Consider the following 26,080-nt stretch of genomic DNA (forward strand, 5'->3'; position numbering starts at 1 on the left):
CAAACCGGGGAATTGATATGCAAAAATTTGAAGCGGCCGCGTCGCGGTCACGGCGGAACTATGGTCTGGCCGGTGTATCGGCGTTGGCGATCATGCTCGCGGCGCCCGCTTACGCGCAAACGGAAGAAGCGCCTGCGGCTCCCGCCGACGAGGCGGTGGACGCCGCCGGCACCGGTGAAGCGATCATCGTTACCGGCTCGCGCATTCGCCGGCCCAATCTCGAGTCCTCGGTCCCCATCACCTCGATTTCGGGCGATGAATTCTTCCAGACCGGCAAGACGTCGGTCGGCGACGTGCTCAACGAATTGCCGGCGCTTCGCAGTACTTTCAGCCAGTCGAACTCAAGCCGCTTTCTCGGCACCGCGGGTCTCAACCTGCTCGACCTTCGCGGCCTTGGCACCCAGCGCACGCTGGTACTGCAAAACGGGCGCCGTCATATCGCCGGCGATATTCTGAGCAACGCGGTCTCGCCCGACGTCAACACCATCCCTACCGACCTGATCGAGCGCGTCGACATCGTGACCGGCGGCAATTCGGCAATCTACGGCTCGGACGCGATCGCGGGCGTCGTCAATTTCATCCTCAAGGACAATTACGAAGGCGTCCAGCTGCGCGCCCAGGGCGGCTCGAGCAAATATGGCGATGCCGGCTCCTATTATGTGAGCGCACTGGCGGGTACGAACTTCGCCGATGGTCGCGGCAACGTCGCGATCAACTTCGAATATGCGCATCAGGAGGACTTCTACGCCGCTGGCCGGCCGAACCTGCGCAACCAGCAGGGTTTCGTCCAGGTCGACACGGACGCGTCCGACGCACCTAACGGCAGCGACGGCACCCCCGACCGCCTTTTCTATACCGACATCCGCAGCGGGCTTTACAGCAACGGCGGTTCGTTCCTGTCCTATTTCGGCGGCGATTATTACGTGCCATATCTGTTCCAGCCCAATGGTACGCTGATCGAACAGACCGGCGAGGTTGTCGGCTTGGGTCCGGTCCCCACCTATATCGGCGGCAATGGTGACAATTTCCGCGACGGCACACAGTTCGGCCTGTCGCCGAAGCTTGATCGCTACTCGGCCAACCTGATTGCCCATTTCGAGGTGAGCGAGGCCTTCGTTCCCTTCGTCGAGGCGAAATATGTGCGGACCAAATCGCTCGGCAATGCCAGTGGCCCGTTCTTCTTCAACGGCGGGGTCACAGGTTCGCCTCGCGAAGTCTTTTTCACCGACAATCCCTATCTGAACGAACAAGCAAAGGGTATCATCCGCGACTATTATGGCGTCGCGCCAGACGAAGACACCGCCTTCACCTTCCTCAAAAATGCTGTCGACCTCAGCAACCGCGAGGAATCGGCAACACGCGAAACCTATCGCATTGTCGGCGGCGTTCGTGGGTCATTCAATGACGACTGGGGTTATGAAGTCTCGGCCAACTACGGCGAGTTCCGCGAAAAAACCCGAATTCTCGGCAACGTCAATCTCCAGCGCTTCCTGCTCGCGATCGACGCTGTCGATCAAGGCCTTGTCCAGAATGGTGTCGCCAACGGCAATATTGTGTGCCGGGCATCGATCGATCCTGCCGCGCGGGTAGCGCTCGAAACGGCGGCCGACCCGGACTACGCGGCCGCCCAGCTCGCCAGCGACGTCGCGCAATGCCGGCCGGCGAACTTCTTCGGTTCGGGCAATATTTCGGACGAAGCCCGCAATTACCTCCTCCAGGACAGCTTCGCGCGCGGCAAGATCACGCAGCTCGTCCTGAGCGCATCGATGTCGGGCGACACCAGCCAGTTTCTGGAGCTGCCCGGCGGACCGATCGGTTTTGCTTTCGGCGCAGAATATCGCCGGGAAACCGCAAAATATGACCAGGACGAAGCGACCGCAGCTGGCATGACCTTCTACAATGCCATCCCCACCTTCGATCCGCCGTCGTTCGAGGTGAAAGAGCTCTTCGGCGAATTGCGCGTACCGATCCTGAAGGAAACGCCCTTCTTCGAAGAGCTGACGCTCAGCGCTGCGGGTCGTATCGCCGACTACAAGGGTGCGACCGGAACGGTCTATTCCTACAACGCAGGCATCGACTGGGCGCCAGTCCGCGACATCCGATTCCGTGCAAATTATTCGCGCGCGGTGCGAGCGCCCAACTTGGTGGACCTTTACACACCGCTCGGCCAGAACTTCGCGCCCCCACCCGTCGATCCGTGCGCGCTCAATTCGATCGGCGAAGGCTCGGCGACGCGCGAAGCGAATTGCCGTGCCGACGGCGTGCCGGATGACTTCAACTTCCAGTACCAATCGTCGCTTCCCTTCCTGTCGGGCGGCAACCCCGATCTGAAGGAGGAAACATCGGACTCCTATACGATCGGCGGCGTGATCCAGCCGCGCTTCCTGCCGGGCTTCTCGCTCTCGGTCGACTATTACAAGATTGTCGTGAACGACGTCATCACCGCGCCGACCGCGCAGGCGATCATCGATACCTGTTACGACGCGTCGGATCTCGACAACCAGTTCTGCGACCTTTTCGAACGGGCCGGGCCAGGTGGCGGCCCGCGCGGCGAAATCGAGGGCCAGATTCTCGAAAACAGCCTCGACGTGGTTCCGCTGAACTATGCGAAGCTCAAAGTACGCGGGATCGATTTCGAACTTGGTTATCGACGCAATCTAGGCGGCATCGGCGATGTCAGCACGCGCCTTATCTACACGCGCGTGCTTCAGAACGACAGCTACCTCGATCCGACCGATCCCGGCTTTGCCGACCAGATCCTGTACGAGCTTGGCGACCCCCGCGACGCGTTCAACTGGAACGTCGATCTCAAGACCGGTCCGTTCACCATCGGGTACAAGATGCGTTATATCGGCAAGATGGTCCTGAACGAATATGAGGATTTCTTCAGCAAACAGGGCCGCGATCCTCAGAATGCCGACTATGCCGATCGGCGCTTCTACAAGGCCGTGATGTATCACGATGTCCGTCTGGACTTCGAAGCAGGGGACAAGTTCAACCTTTATGTTGGGGTGGACAATGTCACCAACCGCCTGCCGCCGCTGGGGCTGACTGGCGCCGGAGGCGGCAGCGGCATCTACAATAATATTGGCCGCTTTTTCTACGCCGGCGCCGTCGCAAAATTCTAACGGGATTTCGACAGCGAAACATAAGGGTCGGAGCGCATGCTCCGGCCCTTTTTCCTTATCGGCGGACCGACATTGTCTCTCGATCACAGCGGTGATGCCCCTTGATCTTTCGGAGCGTCCGCCGCCATCATGCCGGGATGGATGAGGTAGCACGTTCGGGCAGCCTGAAGGCGGCGTTGGCGCAAGGCGAACGGCTGCTCGGCTGCGATCCCACCGCGGCGCTCGAACAGGCACGCGAGATATTGAGGATCGCCCCTTATCAGCGCGACGCGTTGTGGCTGGCCGCGGCAGCGTTGCGGTCGAGTGGAAATGCCGTGGAAGCGGCGCGCGTAGAACAGACAGCAATCGACACCAGCGGGCAGGATCCGGATCTGGTGCGCGCCGGCAGCGCCATCGGCGCGGGACGTCTGCGCGAGGCCGAGCATATCCTACGCCCGCTGGTCCATACCCGGCCACGTGACGCTGTAGCGATCCGCATGCTCGCCGAAATTGCGATGCAGCTTGGCATCTATGTCGAAGCCGAAGCCGGACTGCGCCGCGCGCTGACGATCGCGCCCGGGTTCGCCGACGCGCGCGCGGCGCTGGCGACCGCGCTTATGCATCAGAACCGCCCGGACGAGGCGCTTGAGGAGTTCGACACGCTGCTCGCCGCCGATCCGGGTGACGCCCGCACGACGATCGCCAAGGCCCAGATGCTCGGCCAGCTTGGCGAATATGCCGCCGCGATCGAATGCTACGACCGGCTCCTGCAGCTTCGCATCGATTCGCCCCGTGCATGGCTTGGATATGGCAACATCCTCAAGACGGTCGGCCGCCGCGAGGGTGCCATCGCTGCCTACCGCCGCGCGCTGACGCTGGCACCAGCGATGGGCGAGGCTTGGTGGAGCCTCGCCAACCTGAAGACGTGGCGCTTCGACGCGCGCGACATCGCGGCGATGCAAGCCGCCGCCAGCGATCCGAGCGCGCAGCCTGGCGACCTGATCCACCTCCATTTCGCTCTCGGCGAGGCCTATGAGGTGGCCCGCGAGTTCGAAGCCTCCTTTGGCCATTATTCCGAAGCGAACCGGCTGCGCCGCCTCTCGATCGATCATGACGCCGAGGCGCTGACGAGGCAGGTGTCGAGCGGTATTGCACTTCATACCCGCACCTTCTTCGACGACCGCAAAGATTGGGGCGATGCGTCTGCCGAACCGATCTTCATCATCGGCATGCCGCGCGCGGGATCGACGCTGATCGAACAGATTCTGTCGAGCCACTCCGCAGTCGAAGGCACCGCCGAACTGCCCGACATCCCGCTGCTCCTGCAAAAGATGATGGTCGAGCAGCAAGGCGGATCGCCCCTTGCCTACCCCGAGATCACGGCCCGGCTGGGCGCAGACGCAGCGCGCGCATTCGGCAAGGACTATCTTTCGGGTACGCGGCTGCACCGCAAGGCGGGCAAGCCTTTCTTCATCGACAAGCTGCCGAACAACTGGCTGCATATAAGTTTCATCCACCTGATCCTGCCCAATGCCCGGATCATCGATGCACGGCGCGATCCGCTCGACTGCTGCTTCTCGAACTTCAAGCAGCATTTCGCGCGCGGGCAGGCCTTTTCCTATTCGCTCGACGATATGGGGCGCTACTACCGCGATTATGTCCGGCTGATGGACCATGTGGACCAAGCGTTACCCGGCCGCGTCCACCGCATGATTCATGAGGAATTGATCGCCGATCCCGAGCGCGAGATCAGGCGGATGCTTGCAGCACTGGACCTGCCCTTCGAGGAGGCCTGCCTGCACTTCCATGAAAACGCCCGCCCCGTGCGCACGGCGAGTTCGGAACAGGTCCGCCGCCCGATCAATCGCGACGGGGTCGAACGCTGGCGTGCGTATGAGCCGTGGCTGGGGCCACTCAAGCTGGCGCTCGGCGATCTGGTATAGAAGCCAACGGCCCGCCCCTCAGGTGAGGAGCGGGCCGTGTCACTTCCACATCCGTGGCGGAAGATCAGTAACGATAATGGTCGGGCTTGAACGGGCCTTCGACCGGCACGCCGATATAGTCGGCCTGCTTCTGGCTCAGCTGGCTGAGCTTCACGCCGAGCTTTTCGAGGTGCAGCGCCGCGACCTTTTCGTCGAGATGCTTGGGCAGGACATAGACGTCGTTCTTGTACTGCTCGCTGCGGGTCCAGAGCTCGATCTGCGCCAGCGTCTGGTTGGTGAAGCTCGCCGACATCACGAACGACGGGTGGCCGGTCGCATTGCCGAGGTTCACCAGGCGGCCCTTCGACAGGATGATGATCTGCTTGCCGTCGGGGAATTCGACCAGGTCGACCTGCGGCTTCACTTCGGTCCACTTGTAGTTGGCGAGCGCCGCAATCTGGATCTCGCTGTCGAAGTGGCCGATGTTGCAGACGATCGCCATATTCTTCATCGCCGCCATATGTTCGGCGGTGATGACGTCCGCGTTGCCGGTCGCAGTGACGAAGATGTCCGAACGCTTGACGGCCTCGTCCATCGTCACGACCTCGAAGCCTTCCATCGCCGCCTGCAGCGCGCAGATCGGGTCGATTTCGGTGACGAGCACGCGCGCGCCGCCGTTGCGGAGCGACTGGGCCGAGCCCTTGCCGACGTCGCCGAAGCCGGCGACGGTCGCGACCTTGCCCGCCAGCATCACGTCGGTGCCGCGGCGGATCGCGTCGACCAGCGACTCTTTACAACCATAGAGGTTGTCGAACTTCGACTTGGTGACGCTGTCGTTGACGTTGATCGCGGGGAAGGGCAGCTCGCCCTTCTTGGCGATGTGGTACAGGCGGTGGACGCCGGTCGTCGTTTCTTCCGACACGCCCTTGATCGCCTTGACCGTCTTGGTCAGGTAGCCGGGGTTCGCGGCAACGAACGCCTTCAGCGCGCGCTGCATCTCGATCTCTTCCTCATTTTCGGGCGCCGGCATCGTTTCGCCGGCTTCGAGCTTCGCGCCCCACAGCGCGAACATCGTGGCGTCGCCGCCGTCGTCGAGGATCAGGTTGCAGGTCGTGCCATCTTCCACGCCCCAGTCGAAGATGCGACCGACATAGTCCCAATAATCGGCAAGGCTCTCGCCCTTCACCGCGAACACCGGAACGCCCGACGCGGCGATCGCCGCGGCGGCATGGTCCTGCGTCGAGAAGATGTTGCACGTCGCCCAGCGGACTTCGGCGCCGAGCGCGGTCAGCGTCTCGATCAGCACCGCGGTCTGGATCGTCATGTGCAGCGAACCGGTGATACGCGCGCCCTTCAGCGGCTGCGCCGCGCCATATTCGGCGCGCAGCGCCATCAGGCCCGGCATTTCGGTTTCGGCGATGTTGATTTCCTTGCGCCCGAAATCGGCGAGGCTGATGTCGGCAACGACATAGTCACGGGTGTCGGCGGCGAGAGTGGCCACGGGGATTCTCCATTTTTGGCAATACGACCGCAGGCGAGCGGCCACGAAATTATCGTGCGCCCCTACCCCAAGAAGGCTTCCCGATCAAATATAAAGTTTTCTTTATATCGCGTGCGCACCACCGTCCATCGGCGGACGCGGGCATGCGAATCGGCGGCGCAAAAACGCACCGCCCGCGAAAATAATTTTCACGCGCTTCGATTGTGACAATCGGGAGGCTCCGATTGTGACATAGAGTCGCAAAAGCCAAGATTCTGAAAAATCTGACTTATAATGCGCCTTGCGATCAGCTTAATTTCGCTTTGTGACAACAGTGTTACAAAGCCCCGGAAATATTGACAATTTTTGCAATGCGCGAGAAAATCTCTCCAAGTTTTCGGGGAGATACCAGAATGAAAAAATATCTGCTGCCGCTCGTCGCCCTCGCCTTCGCGAGCCCCGCCATGGCGCAGTCGATCATCGTCACGGGTGAAGAAGAGAATGATTCGGCACCGCTGTCGGTCGCCTATGAAGAGCTCAAGGCCGGCCAGAACCAGTTGGCAGTCGACAAGCTCACGCACAGCTCGATCCACCGCGACGATCCCTCGCGCCTGATCAATCTCGGCACCGCTTATGCCCGCCTTGGCCAAAAGGCCGACGCGCAGACCGCGTACAAGGCCGCGATTACGAGCGACATCCGCTACGACGTCGAACTCGCAAACGGCACCTATATGGATTCGCGCTGGGCCGCGCGCACCGCACTGACGAACCTAAACGAGGGCAAGCCGCTGCTGGCGCTTGCGCGCTGAAATTGAAGGTGGCACCGGCCCGCTCCCCCTCCCGGCCTCCCTAACGATAGTAGCCTATGGGAGGCCGGGAGGGGGAGCGGGCCGGTGCCGAACGTTTCAGCAGAGCTGAAACAGAAACTAAGCCTCGCCGCCTTCGGTTGTGAGCAAGCGGGCGTCCACTCCCGCTTCGGCAAACGCCGCCTGCCACCTTTCGGCGGGCGGCGTTTCGAATAACAGGCCGTCGCTGCCCGGGGTGACGTGCCAGCCGTGGCGGACCATTTCGCCCTCCAGCTGGCCCGGCGACCATCCCGCATAGCCCAGCGCGACCAGCCAGCGCGACGGGCCGCGCCCTTCGCCGATCGCGCGCAATATGTCGTGCGAGCTCGACACCATCCAGCGATCGCCGACCTGGACCGCCTCCTGCCCGCCCCAGTCGAGACTGTGGAGCACGAAACCGCGCGACGGCTCGACGGGTCCGCCAAGGAATACCGGCTGGTCGAGCGTCGCCGTATGTTCGATTTCAAGCTGGTCGAGCACCGCGCCGACGGTCATGCCATCGATCGGATCGTCGATGCCGATCCCCATCGCGCCCTCTTCGTCATGGCTGATCATCGCGATCACCGCATGTTCGAACCGGGGGTCGCCAATTCCGGGCAGCGCTAGCAGCAGCTGTCCGGTGAACCAGGTGGGGTCTGTGTCCATATGTGACACCATGCCTCCTTGCGGCGACATGGTCCAGCCCTTCGATCGATTCGTCCGCCGCGCTTGACTTGGCCACCGGCGCATCCAATGTCACGCCCACCAAAAAATCCCCTCAATGAAAGGATGCCGACCATGACGATCCAGACCGGAGACAAGCTGCCCGACGCCACCTTCGTAAAGGTCACCGAAAGCGGCCCCGAACAGGTCAATACCGCCGATTATTTCAAGGGCCGCCGCGTCGCGCTCTTTTCGGTCCCCGGCGCCTTCACCCCGACCTGCTCGGCGAAGCATCTGCCGGGCTATGTCGACAAGGCCGGCGAACTCAAGGCCAAGGGCGTCGACGAAATCGTCTGCACCGCGGTCAACGACGCCTTTGTCATGGGCGCATGGGGCAAGAGCGCCGGCGCGAACGAAAGCGTCACGATGCTTGCCGACGGCAATGGCGATTTCGCCGAAGCAGTCGGTCTCACCATGGACGGCAAGGCGTTCGGTATGGGCAAGCGCGGCCAGCGCTTCTCGATGATCGTCAACGACGGCGTCGTCGAACAGCTCAACGTCGAAGCCCCGGGCGAATTCAAGGTGTCGAGCGCCGACCATATGCTCGAACAGCTCTGAAACCCTTTCCCGCCCGCCGGTCGCGGCCTGTTGCCCTAGAGCCACAGTGCCGGATTATTATCGTCCGGCGGGCGGTTTCCTCCCATCCAAGTCGTTTTCCAAGCGTTGCAGACGCGGCTGCAAAAAATGGCAGCCGGCCGCACAGGCCTGAAAACGACAGGAGGAGAGGATTATGTACGGAATCCAGCATTTCGCCCGGTCCGGAGCGGCGAGCATCGCCGTCGTGGCCGCGCTTGCAAACGCCGCACCCGGCTACGCGCAGCAGGCGGCGCCGCCGCAGGAAAGCACCGCCGAAACCTCGGGGGACATGATCGTCGTTACCGGCTCGCGCATTCGCCGCGATCCGCTCGATCAGGACGCCCCGATCACCTATGTCGGGCAGGAAGATATCGCAAAGACCGGCCTCGCGTCGGTCAACGACGTGCTCCAGCGCCTGCCGAGTTCGGGCGGCGGCCTCAACAGCAAGTTCAACAATAGCGGGAACCTCGGCAATCCGCCCGACGGCGGCGGTGTCGGTGCGGGCGCGGCGGAAATCGACCTGCGCTATCTCGGGTCGCGCCGTGTGCTCGTGCTCGTCGACGGCATTCGTTATGTGAACGGCGCCTCGGCGAGCGGTGTGCCCGGATCGACCGACCTCAACTCGATCCCCGAAAGCGCGATCGAGCGCATCGAGGTGCTGCAAGACGGTGCCTCGGCGATTTACGGCTCGGACGCGATCGCCGGCGTCGTCAACATCATCACCAAGAAGAGCCAGGAGGGCCTCCGCGCCAGCGCGCAGGTCGGCGGTTACGGCCAGGGCGACGGCTTTACCAAAAGCGCGCAGGTCAGCTGGGGCAACGGCCGCGGCCCGACGCAGATCGTCGTCGGCGCCAACTATGTCCAGCAGGACGGCGTCTCCGCGGGAAGCCGCGCGATTTCACGCTTTCCCGCGCCTTATTCGGACACCTGCCTCGATGGCGGCTGTTCGGGCTTCGTGCCGCTCGGGCGCTTCATCGTTTTTGGCAACGACCTGACGCTGCGCGGCCCGGTGATCGGCCGCAATCCCGTGTATAATGCGGGCAATCCGACCGATCCGGCGAGCGATTTCAAGGCGTTTACCGACGCCGACCGCTTCAACTTCGGCCCGTTCAACTATCTGCAAATCCCGGTCGAACGTTACGGCGCCTTCATCAACGCGCGGCAGGAACTGTCGGACAGCATCAACTTCTCGGTCCGCGGGATCTGGAACCAGCGTAAATCGCAGAACCAGGCCGCGCCCTTGCCCTTCGGTTTCGGCCCCGCTGCGGGACTGACGCCGGTGCTCGACGCGATCACGGTCGATGCCACCAACCCGTTCAACCCGTTCGGGGTGACGCTCGACGCGAGCAATACCGATCTCGTCTATCGCCGCTTCGTCGAAGGCGGGCCGCGCCGTTTCAACCAGCGGGTGACAACCGTCTATGGCGTCGCGACGCTCGACGGCAGCTTCGACTTTGGCGGCGGCAGCAAATGGTATTGGGACGTCAACGCCGCCTATGGCCGCAACAAGGCCAAGCAGACGATGTACGGCAATATCAACTCGGACCACCTGCGCCGCGCACTCGGCCCGGTCGCCGACTGCACCGGCGAATGCGTGCCGTTCAACATCTTCGGCGGGGTCGGATCGATTACCCAGCCGATGCTCGACTATGTCATGTTCACCCAGCGCGACCGCAGCCGTCAGTCGACCTTCAGCGCCTCGGCGAACCTGACCGGCAGCCTGTTCGAGCTGCCCGGCGGGCCGCTCGGCGTCGCGGTCGGGGTCGAATATCGTAAATTGAAAGGCAGCTTCGATCCCGACCCGATCGTCGCCGCAGGGTTCAGCTCGGACATTCCGGCCTTGCCGACGCGCGGCAGCTATAATGTCAAGGAAGCCTATGCCGAACTCAGCGCCCCCGTGCTGGCCGACGTCCCCTTCATCAACCTGCTCGAATTCACCGGCGCGGTACGCTGGTCCGATTATTCGACCTCGGGCTCGACGACGACGCTGAAGGGCGGCGTCAACTGGAAGCCGATCCAGGACCTGCGCCTCCGCGCCTCCTATGCCGAAGGGTTCCGCGCCCCGTCGATCGGCGAATTGTTCGGCACCCAGTCGCGCTTCGACCAGTCGATCAACGACCCCTGCTCGACCTCGACCACCGCGGGCCAGAATTGGAACAACAATACGACGATCCGGGCCAATTGCATTGCGCAGGGCGTTCCGGCGGCGGGTTATGCACAAGCCAATCCGCAGATTTCGGTGCTTGTCGGTGGCAATCAGGATCTGTCGGCCGAAAGTTCGAAGAGCTGGATTTTCGGCGGCGTCTACAGTCCGAGTTTCATCCCCGGCCTGTCGATCGAGGGCAATTATTACGACATCAAGATCAAGGGCGCGATCCAGGCCGTGAATGCCGAAATCACGCTGGCGCAGTGTGTCGGACAAAATGACGCCGACGCCTGTGCGCTCGTCACCCGCGCGCCGGGCGGCGGACAGCTAACCTTTATCGAAGGGCTGCTCCAGAATATCGCCGGCATCCGCACCAAGGGGATCGACGCCAACCTGACGTACCGGACGCAGAAGACCTCGGCGGGCCGGTTCGGCTTCACCTGGAACAACACGATCCTCACGCGTTACGACGTGATCGTGCCGACCGCCGACGGCTCGCTCGTCGTCAGCCGCGAGGGGACCGAACAGGGCAGCCCCAGCCAGGCCTTCCCCAAATGGAAGTCGGTCGGCATCCTCGACTGGGACGGCACGTCGATCGGCGCGACGCTGACCGGCCGCTATGTTTCGGCGATCAAGGAACCGCTGGCCGACGACAACAAGATGAAGGCGCGTTTCTACACCGATTTCCAGCTGCGCTGGTTCCCGGCCGAGGATCCCGAGGCCTTCGGCTTCGCGCTCGGCGTGAACAATCTGTTCAACGTCAAGGCACCGGGCTGCATCAGCTGCGATATCAATAATTTCGATCCGACCGCTTATGACCTGCCCGGACGTTATTTTTACGCCCGCGCCAGCTTCAAGATGTAACAAATGGGGGCGGCGGCGCGGCCCGAAAGGCCGCGCCGCCATCATTTCCGGTCACCCTTTTCTTTTGTCACATTTTCGTGCAACAGCGACGCGATGACATCCAACGCATCGCAAGAAACCACCGACCCCACCGCGCTCGTCGACGACATCATCGCCGAACTTCAAACGCGCTTCCGCACGTCGGTTTCCAACCTCAAATCCGCCATCGCCGACTATGTCCGCGACCGCACGCTGCCGCCGGCCGATGCCGCCGCGACCGGGCTGTTCGACTATCCGGCGATCCGCCTCGTCACCACCGGCGAGCAGCGCGAGGGGCAGAAGGGCCATAATCTCGCCTTCGGCCGCTTCGAGCGCGCGGGCGAGTTCGTCACCACCGTGACGCGCCCCGATCTTTTCGCCGATTATCTCCGCGACCAGCTCACCCTGCTTGCGCGTCACTATGATATCGAATTGTCGGTGACGCGCACCGGGCAGCAAATCCCCTTCCCCTATGTGCTCGACGCCAGCGACGGGTCGGACATGGGCGGTGTTACCCCGCTCGAACTCGCGCGCCACTTTCCGACGACCGAGCTTGCAGACATCGGCGACGAACTCGCCGACGGGCTGTTCGGGCAGGATCCCGCCGCGTCACAGCCGCTCGCGCTGTTCGATGCGCTGCGCACCGACTTCAGCCTCGCGCGCCTCCGCCATTACACCGGCACCGCGCCCGAGCATTTCCAGCGCTACATCCTCTTCACCAACTATCACCGCTACGTCGACGAATTCGTCGCCTGGGCGGGGTCGCAGGTCGGGCAGGGTCGGTACACCGCGCTCGCGGGCGCCGCGGGCCTCTACGTCGACCAGCCGGGCGTCAACGCGAGCGCGCTCGTCGCCGACAGCGCATGGCGGCGGCACCAGATGCCCGCCTATCACCTGATCGCCCCCGACGGCGGCGGCATCACGCTGGTCAACATCGGCGTCGGCCCGTCGAACGCCAAGACGATCTGCGACCATCTCGCGGTGCTGCGTCCCGAGGCGTGGCTGATGATCGGCCACTGCGGCGGCCTCCGCCCCAGCCAGCGCATCGGCGACTATGTACTCGCGCACGCCTACCTCCGCGACGACCATATCCTCGACGCGGTGCTGCCGGTCGAAATCCCGATCCCGCCGATCGCCGAAGTGCAGGTGGCGCTCGCAAGCGCCGCCGAAGCCGTGTCGGGCGCCACCGGCGCCGACCTCAAGAAGCGCATGCGTACCGGCACCGTCGTCACCACCGACGACCGCAACTGGGAGCTGCGCTACACCGACAGCGCGCTGCGCTTCTCGCAGTCGCGCGCGATCGGCATCGACATGGAGAGCGCGACCATCGCCGCGCAGGGCTATCGCTTCCGTGTCCCCTATGGCACCCTACTCTGCGTCAGCGACAAGCCACTCCACGGCGAACTCAAGCTGCCCGGACAGGCAAACCGCTTCTACGAGGAAGCGATCGCCGCGCACCTCCAGATCGGCATCCGCGCGTGCGAGACGATGCGCGACGAGGGCGCCAAGCTGCATAGCCGTAAGCTCCGCGCCTTCAACGAGCCGCCGTTCCGCTGACGGCCTCGCGCCCGATCGTCAATAAGGGCTTTTCGGTGCGGTTCCCGGCCGCGTGAACAGCTTTCCGCGCTCGGCCCAGAACACCAAGGTCAGGCCGACCACCGCGCTGATCAGGAAGGCATAGGCCAGCGGCAGCGTCGTGCCGTCATATTGCTGACCGATCGTCGCACCGACGGTCGCCGCCAGCAGCGTCTTGGCAAAGCTTTGATACGACGAGGCGACGCCGGCCATATGGCCGAAATCCTCCATCGCAATCGACCCGAAGTTGCTGCCGATAAAGCCGACGAGCCCGACGTTGACCATCATCAGCGCGGTGAACATCCACAAAGTCTCCGCTCCGCTCAATGCCGCGACGATCTGGAGGATCGAGGTCGCCATGAAAGCGAAGACCGCCGACTGCGACACCCGCCGCGCGCCGAAGCGCTCGACGATTGCGGCGTTCGAGAAATTGGCGATCGCGATCCCCACCGCGACGCAGGCGAAGATCAGCGGGAACATCGCCTGCGCGCCGAACACCTCTGAAATGATCTGCTCGCTGCTGTTGAGATAGCCGTAGAGTGCGCCCTGCATCATCCCCGACGCGATCATATAGCCCGCGGCGCGGCGGTGCCGCGTCACCGTCGCCCAGCCCGCGATCATCGTCTTGAGATCGAGCGGGCGCACATCGGCCGGGTCTAACGTCTCCGGAAGGCGGCGCAGCCAGAGCAGCATCACGATCGACATCACCGCGAGCACGACGAAGATCGCGCGCCAGCCCGCGACCGCGGCGATCCCCGCGCCGATCGTCGGCGCGATGATCGGCACGATCATGAAGACGAGGAAGATCAACGACAGCCGCTTTGCCATCGCATCGCCCGCAAACAGGTCGCGGATGACCGCCACGACGATGACCCCGAGCGCAGCACTGACCAGCCCGTGGATGAAGCGCAGCACGAGCAGCATCGCGAAACTCGTCGCGAGCCCGCAGCCGACAGCGAGCGCGAGATAGGCGAAGAGCGCCGGGACAAGCACGCCCTTGCGCCCAAAGCGGTCCGACAGCGGCCCGTAAAGCAGCGAGCCAAAGCCGATGCCGAGCAGGTAGATCGAGATAACGTGCTGGCGATCATTGGCGACGGTGACCCCCAGCGCGTGACCGATCGCGGGCAGCGCGGGCAGCATCGAATCGATGGCGAGCGCATTCAGCGCCATGACCATCGCCATCATGACCACCATCTCACGGTCGCCCGGCAGGCTCCGCTGGGGGGATTGGGCCGGCTTGTGCATGGCGGCAGCCTATGCGCCCATGGTGCCGCTTTGGATAGCCCCCGAATGGCCTGCAACGCCAAAGGGCATTGCTATGCAAAGCAAAAGGGCCGCCCGGCATGGACGGCCCTTCGCATATCCTGACGTACCGCTTAACCCTGACGGGTGCCGGTCATCGCCATCGAACCGAACGCACCGGCCTTGATCGTACCGGTCAGCGCGTCGCCGTCGATCGTCGCTTCGCATTCGAGCGTCATCGGCATCGGCACCTTCATGTTCATGGTCCAGGTCAGCTTGTTGCCATCGACCTTGCCATTTTCGACATCGAGCGAACCCATCGCGCCGGCATTCTGGCCGGTGAAGCTGCCGCCGTCGCTGTTGACGGTGAAAACCGACTTCTGGTCGCCCATCGGCGACTTGGTGACGCAATCATAGCTGCCATCGACTTGGGACATTGGGGCTCTCCTTACTGAAACTGATGTTAGTTATCGAGGGACACCGTTTCCACCGGCAGACCCAATCCGTCAAGCTGCGGTTTTACCACCGCGGCGTCACCGACGACGACATAGACGAGATCGTCGGTGCTGAGCGCTTTCCGCGCCGCGGCATCAATTTCGGCCGCGGTCATCGCCTCATAGGTGGCGGGCAGCGTCTCGTAATAATTGTCGGGGCGACCGAACTTCACGATCTGGCGGAGCCCGCCGAGCACGTCGCCCGACGTTTCGAAGCTGCCGGGCAGTTCGCGCACGCTGCCGTTGATCGTGCGTTCGAGTTCTTCCTTCGTCACGCCCTTGTCGCCGAGGAAGCTTTTGAGGTCGCTTTGCAGCTCCTTGATCGAATCGCCCGTGCGGTCGGCCTGCACCGGCGCCGAGGCGACCCAGGTCAACCGGTCCTGGTCACCCGAGATGCGGCTGCGCACGCCATAGGACCAGCCCTTGGTCTCGCGCAAATTGGTGTTGAAGCGCGACAGGAAATTGCCGCCAAAAATGTCGTTCGCCGACCGCAGCACTTCAAGCTCGTCGCCGCCCTTGGCGTCGAGCACCTTGCCGGCGAGGATCACCGACTGCGGCGATTTAGGACGGTCGAACAACAGGATACGCGGTTTCGGCGCGGGGATCGCAACCTCGAAATGCTTGACCGGCTTCGCTGTCGCGGGCGACTGCCACTGGCCCAGCGTTGCGTCGAGCTGCTTCTTGACCTCGGCGAGCGTCGTATCGCCGACGACGAAGATGCGCGCATTGTCGGGACGGATCCACGCCGAATGGAATGCCGCAAGCTGGTCACGCGTCGCCGCCGCCACCGACTTCGCATTGCCGAGGCCCGACGGCGGGATGCCATAGGGATGGTCGGCGCCATACAGCACCGGCGTCAGCACGCGTGAGGCGATTGCGCTCGGATTATTGAGTTCGGCCTTCAGCCGGTTGAGCTGCTGCGCGCGCACCCGCTCGAGTTCCTTAGCGTCGAACGCCGGATTGCGGATATAGTCGGCGAGCAGGCCGAGCGAAGCCTGCAAATTAGGCTTGAGCGCAAACAGGCTGAACACCGTCTCGTCGGCATTGGCACTCGCATCGATCTGCGCGCCGAGCCGTTCCTTCGCCTCGGCAAAGGCGATCGAATCGAGATTTTGCGTGCCCTCGTCCATCAGGCTGAGCATCAGCGACTGCGTGCCGAGCGCGCTGTGCGGATCGGCGGCATAGCCCGCATCGAAGCTGACCGCGACATTGACCGTCGGCACCGTCGTGCGGCGCGCAAAAACGACCTCGACGCCATTTTTGAGCTTGGCGCGCTCGATCGCCGGGAAGTCGAGAGCCTTGAGGTCGGCAACCGCGGGCAGCTGCGAACGGTCGGCGAACGACGACGCACCGCCGGTATCGGGGCCGACATCGCCGAGCGCCTCGTTCCAGTAGCGATCGGGCTGGACCGCTTCGGTCGCCTTGCCGCCCGTCACCGCGCCGCCGCGATTTTCGCCGCCCTCGGTACGTTCGCCGGGCGTGTAGGTCAGCGAGAAGGCCGGGCGCGACAGCCATTTATTGGCAACCGCCTTCACCTGCTCGGGCGTCGCCTTCGCCATCCGGTCGAGTTCGACTTTGTAGTAAGCGGGATTGTTCGAATAGAGCGCGCCCTCGGCCAGCGTCACCGCCTTGCCGCCAAAACCGCCGACCGATTCGAGCCCCGAGATCGTGCCCGCGAGGTAGCTTGCGGCGGTGCGCTGCAATTCGTCGGCGGTCGGCCCCGTCGCGAGGAAGCTCGCGATTTCGGCGTCGAGCCGCTCTGTGACGAGCTTCGCATCGACGCCCGGCTTCACATCGGCCTGAACCAGCAAGATGCCCGCGTCCTCGAACGGCTGCGCCACCGCCGACACGCTCACCGCGACCGGATCCTTGCGCACCAGCGCATTGTCGAGGCGCGACGAGGACAGACCGCCGAGCACGCTCATCGCCATCTGCAGCGGCACCGCCTCGGGATCGTTGAGCCCGGGGATCGCCCACATGCGATAGATGCGTGTCGTCGGAATGAGGTCCTTAACCTCCTTCGCCAGCGGCGCGGGCAGCGTCGGCACCGATACTGTGGGCATTGCCACCGCGGGGCCGCGCGGGATGTCGCCGAACCATTCCTGCACCTTGGCTTTTGCAGTGGCGACATTCACGTCGCCCGCGAGCACCAGCACCGCATTGTTCGGGCCGTAATTGTCGGTGAACCACTTCTTTACATCGCCAAGGCTCGCCGAATTGAGGTCGCCCATCGAGCCGATCGTGCTGTGGTGATAGGGATGGCCGGTCGGGAAGAGATTTTCGAAGATCTCGTAACGCAACAGGCCATAGGGATTATTGTCGCCCTGACGCTTTTCGTTCTGAACTACGCCGCGCTGGTTATCGAGCTTTTCCTGCGTCACCGCGCCGAGCAGATGCCCCATGCGGTCGCTTTCGAGGAAGAGCGCACGGTCGAGCGCGCCGGTCGGCACCGTCTCGAAATAATTGGTGCGGTCGACATTGGTCGTGCCGTTGCTGTCGGTCGCGCCGACCTGTTGCAGCGGCTCGAAGAAATCGCCTGGCGAATTTTCCGAGCCGTTGAACATCAGATGCTCGAACAGGTGCGCAAAACCCGTCTTGCCCTTGGGCTCGTGTTTCGATCCGACGCGATACCACACCGACACCGCGACGACGGGCGCCTTGCGGTCTTCGTGCACGATGACGCGGAGGCCATTGTCGAGCGTGAAGCTCTGGTACGGAATATCGACCGCCTTGACGAGCTCGGCGATCGGCGCCGGGTTCGCGGCCTTCGCCTGGGCGAGCGCGGGGCCCGCAGCGACGAGCGAGGTGGTGACCGCGAGGGCCAGGGCGAAGCGATGGAAACGGGACATGGAAATCCTTTTTACGGACACAGGCCATTCGGGCCTGATTGCGACCGGGTGCCGGACGGCACTGTATCAACGGTTTAGGACAGCAGTTTGCCGCTTTCAAGGCCGATAGAAGCGCGCCCCGCTCGCCTTCAGCGCCGCCGGATCGAACAGCACGGGCTTCAGCTTGTGCTGCACAAACAGCGGCGCCTGATCGTTATAATGCGGGCTGTCCGGCCGCGTCGTCGCCGATCCGAAGGGCTGGATCGATTCGGACTGAACCTTGCCGGCCTTGTCCCATGTCACGAACATGATGAAGCTGTCGCCATGACGCACCTTCAGCCGCCCGTCGGGTTCGGCGTCCCACAGGGTCGAGGCGCGCACCGTATCATTGCCACCGTCGAGCGGCAGATCGATGCGGTTCGCTCCCTCGCCGTGGCGAAGCCGCAGCACCGTCCCGAGCTTCGGGTCGAGGCCGTCGAAATGCTCCTGCAGATGCGCCACCGTTTCTTTGAGCACGGCGCGCGGATCGGGCGCGGCGCGGCGCTGGTAGTGGCTGCCGTTCGCAGGCCGCAGCACCATCAGCGCCAGCGCGTCGCCCTTGCCCTTGCCATCAAGGTTCCAGTCCCATTCGCGCAGCAGTTTCTGCGCCTGTGCGAGCGCCGGATCGTCCTTCGTGTCGAGCGCGAGCAGACGGCGCATCCACGCCGCCGCATAGCCCGTCTTCGCATAGGCGGTGTCATATTTGATCGCGCGCAGCCGTGCTGCGTCGATCTGCCCCGACGCCTCGAACAATTCGATCAGCCGCGTCGCGCGGTTGGTCATATCGTCCTCGATCCCGAGCAGCGGAGAGAAAGCCGCGGCATCGAGTTCGTCCCCCGGCCCCGCCGCGACCCACGGCGTGTTGTTCGCGTTCATCACATAGCCCGAGCGCGGATTGACCAGCGCGGGCACACGGTCGAACGGCAATGTCTTCGTCCACAGGTCCGCCGACGTGTCGCCAGGCAGCACCCCGCGCCAGTTGAACCCGGCCGGCCGGTCGGGGAACATCGCGTTGTAGAAAAGCCCGATGTTGCCCTTCGCATCGGCGTAGATGAAATTGGTCGCGGGCACGCCCTGCCCCGCCATCGCGGCGCGCCATTCGGCAAAGCTCTTCGCCTTGTTCAGCCTGTAATATTGCGTGACCATATTCGCCTGGTCGATCCCGGCATAACGGATCGCAAAGGCGCCCTTTTCGTTCTTCACGACCGGCCCGTGGACCGAGCGCCAGATGGTGCGCGGCACGGGCAGCACGAACGGGCCGACCTTGACCTTCAGCCAGATGCGCTTTTCTTCGAGCGGTCGCCACGCACCGTCGAAACGGTAGTTCTCGCCGCTCTCGTCGAGGGTCAGCTTGTACACGTCGATCAGATCGGGCCGGTTCACCGTGTTCGTCCAGCCGAGATATTTATTGTGGCCGAGGAAGGGATAAGGCGAGCCGGGGAAGTTCGCGCCGGCAAAGTCCCAACCTTCCTGCGAATGGACGACGAGTTCGTACCAGGCGACGCCGCCCGTCCATGGTTGGTGCGAGTTCGACACGAGCCGCGTCGCACCATCGGTCGAGCGCGCCGGCGCGACCGCCATGCCGTTCGATCCATTGTCGGCCGGGTCGGTGCCGACCGGCGTCAATTCGCGCGGGACAAGCTTGCCCGTCGCATCGAGCGCGGGGCCGCCTTCGCGGCTCAACGCCTTATCCTCGACGAGCGAACCGAGCACCGAATCGAGCCCGAAGAAAAAGGGCGAGCGCAGCACGAAGCCCGCGACGACATCTTCGCCGGTCACCGGGAACAGCCCCGACAGGCGGACCTCGCCCGGATGCTTGTCGGCATAATGGTTGAGCCCCGCCGCATAGGCAGTGAACAGCGCCTTCACATCAGCGGGCAGCCGCGGCCAGTCGCGCGCGGTCGTCGCACGGACGTCCAGCAGCGCCTCGGCATAGTCGATCTTCGCACCATCCTCGCCGAGCATCGCCCCCGCCCGGCCGCGCGTCATCGCGAGCACCTCCTGCAAGGTCGAGAAATCATCCTCGGCGTGCGCATAGGCGACGCCATAGGCGACATCGGCGTCGGTCTTGCCGAAGATATGCGGCACACCGAATTTGTCGCGCGCGATGCGGACGTCGGTCGGCTTGAAAGCAGGCGCAGCGGGCGCTTCGGCGGTCAGCGGTTCCCAGAACACGAGCGACACGGCGACAACCGCCAGCAGCAACAGGAACCCCAGAAAAATCCGTTGCAGCATCGTTGGTCCTCTTACGGTTTGGCGCGCAAGGCTATGTGACCGCCATGTCATCCGATGGCAAGCGACTGTCGTTCGTCGAGCCGAATTTGCGGGCGCGCGGAGTGTCGCTATGCAAGGTGGAGGTCATTGAACAACGGGGATATCGAACCATGCGCATGAAACATCTGCTCCTTTCCGCTTGCCTGTCGCTCGCCCTCGCGCCCGCCGCGATGGCACAGGGCATCGCCGGATCGGGCGTCGTTCCGGCAACCGCCGCGAATAGTGCCGAGCGCGCGATCGGTTTTGCCACCAACGCCCCCGCAGGCGCCGCACTCGTCGTCGTGATGACCAATGCCACGCTGCCGCCGCTGGACGGCGTGACGCTGAACGCGGCCGAACGGCAGGCGGTCACGGCAGCCATCGCGGCGGCGAGCTTCGACGGCAAGGCCGGCTCGACCCTGTCGCTGCGCGGCATCGGCGCGTACCCGCGCATCCTGCTCGTCGGGGCGGGCGCGACGCCGTCGTCGCTCGCTCTTGCCGAAGCGGGCGGAAAGGCCGCGCAGGAACTCAAGAGCGAAGCGCAGCCGGTGGCGATCGCGGGCGCCTTTGGCGACACAAGTGCCGCCGATGTCGCCTATGGCTTCACGCTCGGCCAATATCGCTTCGACCGCTATCAGACCGTCGGCAAAAAGGCGCCCGCGACCGGCGCCGTGACCCTCGTCGGCGCCAATCCGTCGGGCGCCGAGGCGGCGTTCACCAACCGCTGGAAGCCGCTGGCCGACGGTGTGCGCCTGTCGCGCGACCTTGCGAACGAACCCGCGAACGTCATCTATCCCGAGACCTTCGTGGCCGAAGTGCGCAAAGCTTTCGCCGGTGTGGCGGGCGTCAGCATCGAAGTGCTCGACGAGGCCGCGATGCGTAAGCTCGGCATGGGGACGATCGTCGGTGTCGGCCAGGGCAGCCCGCGCGGATCGCGCCTGTTGCTCGTTCGCTATCGCGGCGCGGGCTCGCCCGACTCGCCGACGGCCTTCGTCGGCAAGGGCATCACCTTCGATTCGGGCGGCCTGTCGCTGAAACCCGGCGCCGGGATGGGCAATATGAAGGGAGATATGTCGGGTGCCGCGTCGGCGATCGGCGCGGTCGTCTCGCTCGCCAAGTCACGCGCGCCGGTGCATGTCGTCGGCGTCGCCGCGCTCGCCGAAAACATGCCCGACGGCAATGCGCAGCGCCCCGGCGACGTCACGCGCACCATGTCGGGCAAGACGATCGAGATGGTCAATGCCGACGCCGAAGGGCGCCTCGTCCTCGCCGATGCCAATGAATATGTTGCCAAAACCTATAAGCCCAAGGCAATCGTCAACATCGCAACGCTCACTGGCGCGGTCGTCGGCGCGCTCGACAACAGCTATGCGGGGCTTTTCGCGCGCGACGAGGCGCTCGCCGCGCGGCTGACCGCCGCGGGCACCGCAAGCGGCGAGGAATTGTGGCGGCTGCCGCTCCACAAGGATTATGCCGAGCGGATGAAGTCCGACATCGCCGACATTCGCAACTCGGCGACCGGACAGGGCCCCGGCGCGAGCTTGGGTGCGCATTTCATCGGTTTCTTCGTCGACGAGGCGACTCCATGGGCGCATCTGGACATCGCCGGGGTCAACCGCACCGAAAAGGCCTCGCCGCTCGTCCCGAAAGACATGACCGGCTTCGGCGTCCGGCTGCTCGACCAATTCGCGCGGTCGGGCAAATAGCGTTCCATCTTCCGTTCGTGTCGAGCGAAGTCGAGACACCGTGAAGGCGTGCGCCACGATGGGCATCTCGACTTCGCTCGATGCGAACGGAACTGGTTGCAAGCCCCTTGTGTTGCACAATGGCAACACTATCTTGCTCGGCGAGAAAGGGGCTTTCTGAATGAACCTCGAAAAATTTACCGACCGCGCCAAGGGCTTTTTGCAGGCGGCGCAGACGATCGCGATCCGCATGAACCATCAGCGGATTTCGCCCGAGCATATCGCGAAAGCGCTGCTCGAAGACAATCAGGGCATGGCCGCAGGCCTGATCCGCGAAAGCGGCGGCGACGTCGCGCGTGCCACACAGGGTATCGACGCGCTGCTCGCCAAGGTGCCCGCCGTATCGGGCTCAGGCGCGCAGCAGACGCCGGGGCTCGACAATGATGCCGTGCGTCTGCTCGACCAGTCCGAACAGGTTGCCGCCAAGGCCGGCAGCGAGTTCGTCGCGGTCCAGAATATCCTGCTCGCGATGGTGCTCGCGCCGAGTACGCCGGTGGGCAAGGCCTTGGCCGACGCGGGCGTGAAGCCCGACGCGCTCAACGCCGCGATCACCAAGCTGACGGGTGGCCGCACCGCCGATACGGCCTCGGCCGAAGACCGCTATGACGCGCTCAAGAAATTCGCCCGCGACCTCACCGAGGTTGCGCGCGAGGGCAAGCTCGACCCGGTGATCGGCCGCGACGAGGAAATCCGCCGCACGATCCAGATCCTCGCGCGCCGCACCAAGAACAATCCGGTCCTGATCGGCGAGGCCGGGGTCGGCAAGACCGCAATCGCCGAAGGCCTCGCGCTGCGCATCGTCAACGGCGACGTGCCGGACAGCCTGAAGGACCGCCGCCTGCTGTCGCTCGACATGGGCGCGCTGATCGCGGGCGCGAAATATCGCGGCGAGTTCGAGGAGCGCCTGAAGGGCGTGCTCGACGATGTGAAGGCCGCCGAGGGCGAGATCATCCTCTTCATCGACGAGATGCACACGCTCGTCGGCGCGGGCAAGGGCGAGGGCGCGATGGACGCCTCGAACCTGCTGAAGCCCGCACTCGCACGCGGCGAGCTGCATTGCATCGGCGCGACGACGCTCGACGAATATCGCAAGCATGTCGAAAAGGACCCCGCGCTCCAGCGGCGCTTCCAGCCCGTCTTCGTCGGCGAGCCGACGGTCGAGGATTCGATCTCGATCCTTCGCGGCATCAAGGAGAAGTATGAGCTGCACCATGGTGTGCGGATCACCGACGGCGCGATCGTCGCCGCGGCGACGCTATCGAACCGCTATATCTCCGACCGCTTCCTGCCCGACAAGGCGATCGACCTGATGGACGAGGCCGCGAGCCGCATCCGCATGGAGGTCGAATCGAAGCCAGAGGAAATCGAGAGCCTCGACCGCCGCATCATCCAGATGAAGATCGAGGAAGCCGCGCTGGGCAAGGAAAACGACGCCGCGTCGAAGGACCGGCTGGCGACCCTGCAAGGCGAGCTCGCCAACCTCGAGCAGCAGTCGGCCGAGCTCACCCAGAAATGGCACGCCGAAAAGGACAAGATCCACGCCGAAGCCAAGATCAAGGAAGAGCTCGACGCCGCGCGCTCGGCGCTCGATCAGGCGCAGCGCGCCGGCGACCTCGCGAAGGCGGGCGAGCTCAGCTACGGCACCATCCCCGGCCTCGAAAAAAGGCTTGAGGAAGCGCAGGCGGCTGCGGGCAACGCGATGCTGCGCGAGGAAGTCACCGCCGACGACATCGCCGCAGTCGTGAGCAAATGGACCGGCATTCCCGTCGACCGGATGATGGAAGGCGAGCGCGAAAAATTGCTCGCGATGGAGTCGACGCTCGAGAAGCGCGTCATCGGCCAGGACGATGCCGTCCGCGCGGTTTCGACCGCCGTCCGCCGCGCGCGTGCCGGCCTTCAGGATCCCAACCGTCCGCTCGGCAGCTTCCTGTTCCTCGGCCCCACCGGTGTCGGCAAGACCGAACTCACCAAGGCGCTCGCGCGGTTCCTGTTCGACGACGACAATGCGATGGTCCGTATCGACATGTCCGAATTCATGGAAAAGCACAGCGTCGCGCGGCTCGTCGGCGCGCCCCCGGGCTATGTCGGTTATGAAGAGGGCGGCACGCTCACCGAAGCGGTGCGGCGGCGGCCCTATCAGGTCGTGCTGTTCGACGAGGTCGAAAAGGCGCATCAGGACGTGTTCAACATCCTGCTGCAGGTGCTCGACGACGGGCGCCTGACCGACGGGCAGGGCCGCACGGTCGACTTTACCAACACGCTGATCATCCTGACCTCGAACCTCGGCAGCCAGGCGATCGCCGCGCTCCCCGACGACGCGCCGGTCGAACAGGCCGAGCCCGCGGTGATGGAAGTCGTGCGCGCGCATTTCCGGCCCGAGTTCCTGAATCGGCTCGACGAGATCGTGCTCTTCAACCGCCTCGCGCAGCAGCATATGGGCGGCATCGTCGACATTCAGGTCGCGCGCGTCCAGAAGCTGCTGACCGACCGCAAGGTGACGCTCGACCTGACCGATGCGGCACGCGCCTGGCTCGGCCGTGTCGGCTACGACCCCGTCTATGGCGCACGGCCGCTCAAGCGCGCGGTGCAGAAATATCTGCAGGACCCGCTCGCCGACCTGATCCTGAAGGGCGAAGTCCGCGACGGCTCGACGATCAAGGTCGACGAAGGCGACGGCGCGCTGAAACTCACGCCGGCATAAACGAAAAGGGCGGCAGAGATGCCGCCCTTATTTATTTCCGACCGCAGCCCTAGCAGACGGCGGTCGGCGGACAGCCGCTCCCCTTGCTGCCGAAATGCTCTACCGTTTCACGCGAGTCGCGATTTCCCTGCTCCCAGAGCCTTTTCCACTCATCGTTGGTGTGGCAAACGCGCGCCTTTTTGACGAGCGAGCCGATCTCCTCGATCTTCCGGCACTTGATAAAGTCGGGATGCGTGGGCGCGAGTCCGACATTGTACGCCTTGATCTCGCTACCAGTCATTGTCGAGGCGGGTCGACCGAGCGGCGGACGGCGGTCCGAGTCCTCGCCGGCAGCGGGCAGCGCGTAAGCGGCAAGGGTCAGCACCGACATCGTCCGGATCAACGGCCCCTCCCGTCGCGACCGAAACACCGCCTCAGCAAGTCCCTGTCGCGCGGCAATCGCCCGCCTTGCTCGAATAGGCGTCCATCGTGTCGCGCGAATCTTGGTTGCCTTGCACCCACAGCTGTTTCCACTGCTCGTTGGTGTGGCAGACGCGCGCCTTTTTGACGAGCGATCCGACCTCCTCGATCTTGCGGCACTTGATGAAGTCGGGATGCGTCGGCGCAAGCCCCACGTTATAAGCCTTGATCTCGGTTCCCGTCATCGTAGAGGCGGGACGATCGAGCGGGGGTCGGCGATCGGTCGCGGCGACGGTCGTCGGTGTGCTCGACGTGGCGAGCGCGAGCGCAATCATCATCGTCAGCATGCTATGGCCCCTTTATTGCGGGCGAATCTCAGGCACCATGGTGCCCGGGGGCTCTTGCGAATTGCTCCAGCCGCGCGCCAGTATTTCCATCGAATCGCGCGCGTCTTGATTGCCCTTGTCGGTTACCCGTTTCCATTCGGCATTGGTGTTGCAAACGCGCAATTTCTTGACGAGCGATCCCGGCTGCTCGATCCGGCGGCAGCGGATATAGTCTGCGTCGGTCGCGACGCGACCTTGGTTATAGGCGTCGATCTCGGCGCCCGACATCTCTGACGGCGCCCGCCCCAGCGGGGTTTCGGTTTCGCCAGCGAGAGCGGGAGCTGCCGATATGCACGCCAGAGCCCCCAGGCAAACAAGTCTACGCATCGTCACTCTCCTACACCGGATCGCCGGGCGCTCAGTTCGACGAACTACCCCCGCCGCTCACAAATTGCTCGGTCGTGTCACGCGCATTCTGGCTGCTGTTCGCGATGACCTCTTTCCACTTTTCGTTCGTGTAGCAGGTGCGGTTCTTCTTCACGAGCGAACCGATTTCCAGCATCTTGCGGCACTTGATATAATAAGGGTGGGTCTGGGGAAGCCCCTCATTATACGCCTTGATCTCGGTCGGCGTCATCGCCGATGGCGGCTTGGGCGGCGGTGCGCGATCGGCACCAGCTTCGGCAGCCAAAGCGGCCGGCGCGGCGAGCAGCGCGGCCGCGACGAATGCGGGCAGAATATGGTTCATGCAATTCCTCCTACCGCGGGCCCCACCCGCAGCCTCATGGCGCCATCATATGGGGCATGGGGCCTTTCGC

Annotated in this window: 18 protein-coding genes; 8 read left to right on the top strand and 10 right to left on the bottom strand. The window is 64.0% G+C overall.

Annotation, left to right across the window (positions count from 1 at the left end; genetic code table 11):
• Positions 1–17 precede the first annotated feature (17 nt).
• Positions 18–3,128, top strand: coding sequence for a TonB-dependent receptor domain-containing protein (locus GGC65_RS10875; RefSeq protein ID WP_192647173.1), 3,111 nt, complete (start codon positions 18–20; stop codon positions 3,126–3,128).
• Between the two features lie 137 nt (positions 3,129–3,265).
• Complete coding sequence (locus GGC65_RS10880; protein WP_192647174.1) at positions 3,266–5,050, top strand: tetratricopeptide repeat-containing sulfotransferase family protein; 1,785 nt, start codon at positions 3,266–3,268, stop codon at positions 5,048–5,050.
• A gap of 64 nt (positions 5,051–5,114) precedes the next feature.
• Here the strand turns inward: GGC65_RS10880 and ahcY are convergent, their stop codons facing one another.
• A complete protein-coding gene (gene ahcY, locus GGC65_RS10885) occupies positions 5,115–6,530 on the bottom strand; it encodes an adenosylhomocysteinase (RefSeq protein WP_192647175.1) in 1,416 nt (471 codons plus the stop codon).
• Positions 6,531–6,922: 392 nt separating this feature from the next.
• Here ahcY and GGC65_RS10890 point away from each other — a divergent pair, with 392 nt between their 5' ends.
• Entirely contained in the window at positions 6,923–7,318 is a 396-nt protein-coding gene (locus GGC65_RS10890; protein WP_192647176.1) for a hypothetical protein, read from the top strand.
• Positions 7,319–7,435: 117 nt separating this feature from the next.
• On the opposite strand, the gene GGC65_RS10895 is transcribed toward GGC65_RS10890, so the two are convergent.
• Positions 7,436–7,999, bottom strand: a complete 564-nt coding sequence (locus GGC65_RS10895) for a YqgE/AlgH family protein (protein ID WP_192647177.1) — start codon at positions 7,997–7,999, stop codon at positions 7,436–7,438.
• Positions 8,000–8,131: 132 nt separating this feature from the next.
• Here GGC65_RS10895 and GGC65_RS10900 point away from each other — a divergent pair, with 132 nt between their 5' ends.
• The 3 genes from GGC65_RS10900 to GGC65_RS10910 all read left to right on the top strand — a co-directional run bounded on the left by GGC65_RS10900 (position 8,132) and on the right by GGC65_RS10910 (position 13,217).
• A complete protein-coding gene (locus tag GGC65_RS10900) occupies positions 8,132–8,614 on the top strand; it encodes a peroxiredoxin (RefSeq protein ID WP_192647178.1) in 483 nt (160 codons plus the stop codon).
• Positions 8,615–8,786: 172 nt separating this feature from the next.
• Positions 8,787–11,642: a TonB-dependent receptor plug domain-containing protein gene (locus GGC65_RS23390; RefSeq protein WP_192647179.1), complete on the top strand. Its 2,856-nt coding sequence runs from the start codon at positions 8,787–8,789 to the stop codon at positions 11,640–11,642.
• A gap of 93 nt (positions 11,643–11,735) precedes the next feature.
• Complete coding sequence (locus GGC65_RS10910) at positions 11,736–13,217, top strand: AMP nucleosidase (RefSeq protein ID WP_192647180.1); 1,482 nt, start codon at positions 11,736–11,738, stop codon at positions 13,215–13,217.
• Between the two features lie 18 nt (positions 13,218–13,235).
• Here the strand turns inward: GGC65_RS10910 and GGC65_RS10915 are convergent, their stop codons facing one another.
• From GGC65_RS10915 to GGC65_RS10930, 4 genes are all read right to left on the bottom strand, one after another.
• Positions 13,236–14,480 (bottom strand): multidrug effflux MFS transporter, encoded by a 1,245-nt coding sequence (locus GGC65_RS10915; RefSeq protein ID WP_192647181.1) that lies wholly within the window; start codon positions 14,478–14,480, stop codon positions 13,236–13,238.
• Between the two features lie 131 nt (positions 14,481–14,611).
• Positions 14,612–14,914 carry a hypothetical protein gene (locus GGC65_RS10920; protein WP_192647182.1) on the bottom strand — a complete coding sequence of 101 codons (303 nt, stop codon included), beginning with the start codon at positions 14,912–14,914 and terminating at the stop codon, positions 14,612–14,614.
• Positions 14,915–14,940: 26 nt separating this feature from the next.
• Positions 14,941–17,820, bottom strand: coding sequence for a M16 family metallopeptidase (locus GGC65_RS10925; RefSeq protein ID WP_192647183.1), 2,880 nt, complete (start codon positions 17,818–17,820; stop codon positions 14,941–14,943).
• Positions 17,821–17,916: 96 nt separating this feature from the next.
• Entirely contained in the window at positions 17,917–20,073 is a 2,157-nt protein-coding gene (locus GGC65_RS10930) for an acylase (RefSeq protein WP_192647184.1), read from the bottom strand.
• Between the two features lie 155 nt (positions 20,074–20,228).
• Between GGC65_RS10930 and GGC65_RS10935 the strand changes: the two genes are divergently transcribed.
• Positions 20,229–21,797, top strand: a complete 1,569-nt coding sequence (locus tag GGC65_RS10935; protein WP_192647185.1) for a leucyl aminopeptidase — start codon at positions 20,229–20,231, stop codon at positions 21,795–21,797.
• A 160-nt stretch (positions 21,798–21,957) separates the two neighbouring features.
• Positions 21,958–24,537, top strand: coding sequence for an ATP-dependent chaperone ClpB (gene clpB / locus GGC65_RS10940; protein ID WP_192647186.1), 2,580 nt, complete (start codon positions 21,958–21,960; stop codon positions 24,535–24,537).
• Between the two features lie 49 nt (positions 24,538–24,586).
• On the opposite strand, the gene GGC65_RS10945 is transcribed toward clpB, so the two are convergent.
• Genes GGC65_RS10945 through GGC65_RS10960 form a run of 4 tightly spaced genes read right to left on the bottom strand, consistent with a single transcriptional unit; the run spans position 24,587 to position 26,010 of the window.
• Positions 24,587–24,919 carry a hypothetical protein gene (locus GGC65_RS10945; RefSeq protein ID WP_225940775.1) on the bottom strand — a complete coding sequence of 111 codons (333 nt, stop codon included), beginning with the start codon at positions 24,917–24,919 and terminating at the stop codon, positions 24,587–24,589.
• A gap of 31 nt (positions 24,920–24,950) precedes the next feature.
• Entirely contained in the window at positions 24,951–25,283 is a 333-nt protein-coding gene (locus tag GGC65_RS10950; RefSeq protein ID WP_192647187.1) for a hypothetical protein, read from the bottom strand.
• A 12-nt stretch (positions 25,284–25,295) separates the two neighbouring features.
• Positions 25,296–25,649 carry a hypothetical protein gene (locus GGC65_RS10955; protein WP_192647188.1) on the bottom strand — a complete coding sequence of 118 codons (354 nt, stop codon included), beginning with the start codon at positions 25,647–25,649 and terminating at the stop codon, positions 25,296–25,298.
• Positions 25,650–25,680: 31 nt separating this feature from the next.
• Positions 25,681–26,010 carry a hypothetical protein gene (locus GGC65_RS10960; RefSeq protein WP_192647189.1) on the bottom strand — a complete coding sequence of 110 codons (330 nt, stop codon included), beginning with the start codon at positions 26,008–26,010 and terminating at the stop codon, positions 25,681–25,683.
• Positions 26,011–26,080 lie beyond the last annotated feature (70 nt).

Source organism: Sphingopyxis sp. OAS728 (assembly GCF_014873485.1).
In the GTDB taxonomy this organism is placed as follows: Bacteria; Pseudomonadota; Alphaproteobacteria; order Sphingomonadales; family Sphingomonadaceae; genus Sphingopyxis.